Here is a 3,192-nt window from a genome sequence, read left to right as displayed (position 1 = left end):
CCTGAGCTGCTACCGCCGCTGCAAGCGCTAAGTAATAGTGATATTAAAAAATATGTCAGTACTTTAGATGCGCTATTTATTGAAAAAACGTTGAACATTGAATAGTGATCCTCTTAATATGCGCGCAGTTTAGAGATTTTTCTACAGGAAGTATGTTCCATTTTGTCAACAGAAAGTGAAATTCTATAAAACAGCTTCATATAACTGTTTTCCTAACCGGCAAAATTTCAACAGAAACCCTATTGAGGTTAAGTATGCAAAGTAACATTAGGTACAAGTCTAGCAGTCGTAGAGCTTTGCTCTCGATATTTTTGCTATGCCTTTCAATGAATGTAATGGCTGAACGGGAAGAGAGCGGTGCGGGAGCCAGTTTACAGTTAGTAGCGACCTTCAGTGTTTTGGCTGATATGGCTAAGGCGGTGGGAGGAGATCATGTATCCGTATCTACCTTGGTAGACTGGGGGGAAGATGCACATGTTTACCGCCCTTCACCTCAAAATGTTAAGCATTTATCTAAAGCTGACTTGTTGTTAATGAATGGCTTGGGCTTTGAAGGGTGGTTAGCGCGCTTGGTTGCAGCAGCAGATTTTAATGGCCTGACTGTGATAGCGACAGAAAATGTTCGTTTGATCAGAGAGCGAAAGGATTTGCGTCGACATAGTCATGGTCATCATGGCGAAGAAGAGCATAAGCATAGTAGCGCTTCTCTTGATGAAAATGATGATATTTCCAAGATGGTTGGAAGGGTTGACCCGCATGCCTGGCATAGCTTGCAGGCTGCAAAAGTATATATTCGCAATATCACCAATGCCTTAGCGAAGGTTGACCCTCCGCATGCCGGAGAATATGCAACGAATGCACAGGCATATATTGAAGAATTAGACTTGCTTAACCAAGCTTACGAGAAGAAGTTTTTGGCTCTGCCTGCGTCTCAACGACAAATGGTTGTTCCTCACAATGCCTTTGCTTATTTGGCTCGAGATTATGGTTTGAAAATGCGGAGCTTGCAAGGCATCAGTACGGGAGGAGAGGCTTCTGCAGCACAAATTGCACAAGTAGTTCGTCAGGTTCGGAGCTCTGGCGTCAAGGCGATTTTCGAGGAAAATGTCGCTGACAATCGCCTTATCAAAGTTGTGCAAATGGAAACGGGAGTCAATTTTGGAGGTGAACTGATCTCGGGCGCCTTATCTCATGAGCTAGCGCCAAGCTATCTCGATATGATGCAGTACAATCTAGCGAAAATTTATCAAGCCTTGAAGTAAGCTGGGCTGAGTTATAAGTCCAGTTCTGGAACACTTTGGTCGACGGTACAATGGACAATCCCATCTTTTAGTGTGGCACTGATTTTGTCTCCCGCCTTGAAGTCGCTGCACTGGGTTTGAACTTTCTGTTTATCGGACTTTAATATGGCATAGCCGCGCCCTAAGGTTGCAAGAGGGCTTGCCGTGTGCAGTGTCTGGGCTAGAATCGCCAGTCTGTGTTGCTGTTGTTCCAGGTTTGCATGCTGCGCTTGTACTAGTTTGTCGTAAGCGTTGTTTAGTGTTGCTGCGCTTTGTTCAAGCTTCGCTTGAGGGTTATATCTGAGTAAGCGGTGCTGAAGTATATTCAGACTTCCAGATTTATTTTCAATAGTGTTTGATAGTGCCCGTTTAATGCGCTCTTGAAGTTCTTCAAGGCGTAAACCCTTTTCTTGAAGGGCATCGCCAGGATGTCTTAGTCGTTTTTGTAAGGCATCGATGCTTTGGCTGAGTTGTTTGAATCGATTGTTGATCAAAAACTCCAGGCGCCGTTGTTGTTGATCCAGGTTTTGCATTAATTCGTATTGGTCGGGCGTAATGTGTTCTGCGGCTGCTGATGGCGTTGGTGCCCGGTAGTCTGCTACCAGGTCGGCAATCGTAAAGTCTACTTCATGACCAACGGCGCTAATGATAGGTAGTTCGCTGTCAAAAATAGCACGTGCGACGACTTCTTCATTAAAACTCCATAAATCCTCTAGAGACCCGCCTCCTCGCCCAGCAATTAACACATCTGCAAGGTTGTGGCTGTTGCAGTAAGCGATAGCGTCGGCAATTTGTTGTGCTGAGCCTTCCCCTTGAACCTGAACGGGTAGCAAAATGATCTCTAGTGCAGGGAAGCGACGCTGCGTCACTGAAATGATGTCATGAATGACGGCACCGCTTTGAGAGGTTATCACGGCTGCTTTTTTGGGGATTTGTGGTATAGATTTTTTATGCTGCTGGTCAAACAGTCCTTCGCCAGCCAGTTTAAGCTTTAGTGCTTCAAAAGCGGCTTGTAGTTGCCCAATACCCGCCGGTTCCATGCCTTCAACGATAAGTTGGTAATCGCCGCGACCTTCGTACAAGCTCACTTTGGCTCGAACAATTATCTGGTCACCTTCCTTGGGGATAAACTTTAAGCGTTGGTTATAGCCTTTAAACATGGCGCAGCGGATTTGGGCCTTGTCGTCTTTTAGCGTGAAATACCAATGGCCGGAGCGCGGTCTTGAGAGCCCGGTAATCTCTCCGCTTACCCAGGTTTGAGCGTAGCTGACTTCAAGCATTCGTTTAACTTGACGGTTAAGTTCGCTGACACTCAGTGCCTTGGGTTTAGCAGGTGTATGCTCAGGAATACTGGGGTCGGAAGGGAAGTCTGCGTAAGTCATTGCGATGTCATATTTGGGTGATAAGTTGAGGCGAGTTTAAAATGCTTTGGCGGTATTTACAATTATGCTTGTAAGGAGAGCCCCTCAAGCATTATAATTCCGCGTTTTATCTGGACATAAAGGTTGGCCCATATGTTGCGGATCGCACATGACGCACTGACGTTTGATGACGTTCTCTTGATTCCTGGTTATTCCGAAGTTCTTCCTAACGAAGTTTCTCTTAAAACTCGCCTGACGAAAGGCATCACCTTGAATGTTCCTCTGGTATCTGCCGCGATGGATACGGTGACTGAAGCTCCTTTGGCAATTGCCATGGCGCAGGAAGGTGGCATTGGTATCATTCACAAAAACATGACCGCTGAGCAGCAGGCGGCAACCGTTCGTGCTGTTAAGAAATTTGAAAGTGGTGTAGTGAAAGACCCTATTACCGTTGCTTCAAATATGACGGTACGAGAAGTGTTAGAGCTGACGGCAGCTAACAAAATTTCAGGTTTACCGGTTGTTGACGGTAAAGACTTGGTCGGTATTGT

At 45.9% G+C, this 3,192-nt stretch carries 3 protein-coding genes; 2 read left to right on the top strand and 1 reads right to left on the bottom strand.

Features of this window, described 5'->3' with window-relative positions:
• Positions 1-254 precede the first annotated feature (254 nt).
• Complete coding sequence (locus A3766_RS22700; RefSeq protein ID WP_068638165.1) at positions 255-1,262, top strand: metal ABC transporter solute-binding protein, Zn/Mn family; 1,008 nt, start codon at positions 255-257, stop codon at positions 1,260-1,262.
• 11 nt (positions 1,263-1,273) lie between these two features.
• On the opposite strand, the gene xseA is transcribed toward A3766_RS22700, so the two are convergent.
• Positions 1,274-2,662, bottom strand: coding sequence for an exodeoxyribonuclease VII large subunit (gene xseA, locus A3766_RS22695; RefSeq protein ID WP_068511810.1), 1,389 nt, complete (start codon positions 2,660-2,662; stop codon positions 1,274-1,276).
• Between the two features lie 132 nt (positions 2,663-2,794).
• Between xseA and A3766_RS22690 the strand changes: the two genes are divergently transcribed.
• On the top strand, positions 2,795-3,192 hold a 398-nt coding region (locus tag A3766_RS22690), incomplete at its 3' end, for an IMP dehydrogenase (RefSeq protein ID WP_156509057.1).

Source organism: Oleiphilus sp. HI0132, from assembly GCF_001635845.1.
This window is presented reverse-complemented; position numbering and strand designations above follow the sequence as displayed.

Bases quoted from the DNA above. Each gene is read 5' to 3' on its own strand.
- xseA (WP_068511810.1), bottom strand. From the start codon at position 2,662: ATGACTTACGCAGACTTCCCTTCCGACCCCAGTATTCCTGAGCATACA.
- A3766_RS22700 (WP_068638165.1), top strand. From the start codon at position 255: ATGCAAAGTAACATTAGGTACAAGTCTAGCAGTCGTAGAGCTTTGCTC.